Origin of the sequence: Roseateles sp., from assembly GCF_049240545.1 — a bacterium.
GTDB lineage: Bacteria > Pseudomonadota > Gammaproteobacteria > Burkholderiales > Burkholderiaceae_C > Paucibacter_A.
In genome coordinates this window covers 1-2,805 of the sequence record NZ_JBMLSK010000250.1, presented here as the reverse complement: position 1 = coordinate 2,805, position 2,805 = coordinate 1, and the positions used below count along the sequence as shown (strand labels likewise).

Annotated in this window: 3 protein-coding genes; 2 read left to right on the top strand and 1 reads right to left on the bottom strand. The window is 64.6% G+C overall.

Annotated features, from left to right (window positions below; translation table 11 throughout):
* Window positions 1–172 (bottom strand): VOC family protein (locus tag ACOVRJ_RS16855; protein ID WP_422044994.1); only part of this gene is annotated, 172 nt, incomplete at its 3' end.
* A 161-nt stretch (window positions 173–333) separates the two neighbouring features.
* Here ACOVRJ_RS16855 and istA point away from each other — a divergent pair.
* Both istA and istB read left to right on the top strand, forming a co-directional pair.
* Window positions 334–1,827, top strand: a complete 1,494-nt coding sequence (istA, locus tag ACOVRJ_RS16850) for an IS21 family transposase (protein WP_422044993.1) — start codon at window positions 334–336, stop codon at window positions 1,825–1,827.
* Window positions 1,824–2,639, top strand: a complete 816-nt coding sequence (istB, locus tag ACOVRJ_RS16845; RefSeq protein WP_422044992.1) for an IS21-like element helper ATPase IstB — start codon at window positions 1,824–1,826, stop codon at window positions 2,637–2,639. The genes istA and istB overlap by 4 nt, the downstream gene beginning before the upstream one ends.
* Window positions 2,640–2,805: the final 166 nt, after the last annotated feature.

Below are 2,805 nucleotides of genomic sequence, written 5' to 3'. Positions count from 1 at the left end.
ACTTCAGCTTCTTGCGAGCTGAAGTACCAGGACCGCTGAGCCAAACGGACATACCCTTCTTCTTGACGATCGCAAACGGTGGTCCCCAGCGGTCTGCGAGCTTGAAGCCCAGGGCTCTGTAGAACGGGAGTGCTGCATCCACGTCGTCGACCAAGTAGCGAACCACTGCCATTGATGAACTCCCAAGCGCAAAAGTGGGTTGTTCGTGACGCCTGGTTGACGACAATTACCTTGGCCGGTCGACGACAACTATCCTGGCCGGTTGAGGCCGACGCCGGGTAGGTCCGGGGAGCGGGATAACGTGGGCAGATCGATCAGATCGAGGTGCCCCAGATGCCCGGCAAGAAGATCACGGACCATCAAGTGTTGAAGTACAAGGAACACCGTAACAAGATGTCGCAGGTCGCCGCCGCGGCCAAGACTGCCATCAGCGAGCGCAGTGCGCGCCGGATTGAGAGCAGTCAAGCTTTACCCTCGCAGAGTCCGCCGCGTGACTGGCGCACGAGGCAGGACCCGCTGGCAGGGGTTTGGGACTCCGAGATCGTGCCGTTGTTACGGACCGACGCAGCGCTGAACGCGGTCACGCTGCTGGAGGAGCTACAGCGGCGTTACCCCGGCCAGTACGACGCCTCGGTGTTGCGCACGCTGCAACGGCGGGTGCGTCAATGGCGCGCCATCCATGGTGCGCAGCAGGAGGTGTATTTCGCGCAGGAGCATCCGCCTGGTCGGCTTGCGCTGTCGGACTTCACGGTCGCCGATGACCTGGGGGTGGAGATCGCCGGGACGGCCTTTGCGCACCGGCTGTACCAGTTTGCGCTGGCGCACTCGGGGTGGCGGCACGTGAGCGTGGTCGCTGGCGGGGAGAGTTTTGCTGCGCTTTCCGCGGGGTTGCAGAGCGCGTTGTGGCGGCTTGGCGGCGTGCCCGAGGAGCATCGCACCGACAGCCTGTCGGCAGCCTTCAACAACTTGGCCGAGCAGCAGGAACTCACCCGCCGATACCGGGACCTGTGCAGCCACTACGGCATGCGCGGCAGTCGATGCAACCCGGGGCAGTCGCACGAGAACGGCTCCATCGAGTCGCGTCACGACTCGCTGAAGACGGCGCTCGACCAAGCGCTTCGGCTGCGAGGCACGCGGGTGTTCGAGTCGCTTGCCGACTACGAAGCCTTCGTGGAGCAGGTCGTGCAACGCTTCAACACCCGCGTGGCCCGGCGACTGGCCGTCGAGCGGCCGACTCTCAGGGCGTTGCCACCGCGACGCACGGCGGAGTATGAGGAGTTGCCCGCACGCGTGAGCAAGTACGCGATCTTCATGGTCAAGGGCGCCCAGTACAGCGCCCCGAGCCGGTTGATCGGTCACCGCCTGATGGTGCGCCAGTATGCGCAGCACGTGGAGTGCTGGCTCGGCGCAGACAAGGTGCTGGAGTGCGCGCGCGCCACGCACGCACAAGGCCATAGCCATGCGCGCAACATCGACTACCGGCATCTGGTGGAGGCACTCAAGCGTAAGCCGGGCGCGTTCGCGCGCTGGGTGCTGCGCGATGCGGTGTTCCCGCGGCAGGTGTACCGACAGACCTGGGAACGGCTGTGCGCCGCGAGGCCGGAGAGGGAGGCCTGCAAGACGATGGTGGGGCTGCTGGTGCTGGCCGCCGACGGGCACGAGGCGCAGCTCGCCGTCGAACTTGAACAGCTGATCGAACTCGACCAGTTGCCCGACCTGCAAGCGCTGACCACGCTGCTAGCGCCCCCCAGGGGCCAGATACCCGAGGTGGAAGTGCGACTGCCAGCGCTGAACGACTACGACGCACTGTGCGGGGGGAAGCCATGAGCGGCGCGGCAATCACGAGCGCAAGGCTGGACCTGATGCTCACGGAACTGCGTTTGCCCACTGTCAAGCGACTGGCAGCAGGACTTTGTGCACAGTCGGATCGTGAGGGATGGCCGGGCCAGCGGCTGCTGGAGGCGCTGCTCGAGCATGAGATGAACGAGCGGGAGGTGCGCCGTATCGAGCGGCACCGCGCGGAGTCAGGGCTGTCAGTGGACAAGCGACTGTCGAGCTTCGACTTCGCCGCGGTACCGACGGTGTCGAAGGCGCAGGTGATGGCATTGGGGGAAGGACAGGAGTGGCTGGATCGCGGCGCCAATGTGCTTCTGTTCGGCCCGCCGGGCGTGGGCAAGAGCCACCTGGTGAGTGCGATCGGCAACGCGCTGATCGACGCTGGTCGCCGAGTGTTGTTCACGCGTTGCAGCGAACTCGTCCAACGCCTGCAAGCAGCCCGACGTGACCTGCGACTGCCACAGGAATTGGCCAAGCTCGACAGGTTCGACTTGTTGATCCTGGACGACCTGAGCTATGTCAGGCGCGACCAGGCCGAGACGTCGGTGCTGTTCGAGCTGATCTCCGAGCGATACGAGCGCAAGAGCTTGGCCATTACCGCCAACACCCCGTTCTCGCAGTGGGGTGACGTGTTCGTGGACCCTGCGATGACCTTGGCGGCCGTGGACAGGTTGGTCCACCACGCCACGATCCTGGAGATGAACGTGGAGAGCTACCGCCGGCGCGCGGCTCAGGCTGACCAGAAGGCATCGCAGTCGAAGCACAGCTCAGCCACAAAGTCTGGTTCCGGCAAGTCCAGCTGACACTCAAAGCGGGGCATCGGTGGACAAGTCACCTGCCCACAGGACAAGCCTGTGGACAGCCCCTTCGGGGTCTGTGACTTGACCACCGATGGGCAAGAAGGAAGGAGTTCGAAGACAGAAATACAGACACCGATCAACGACAACTACGACCCGCCCCCACCGGCCA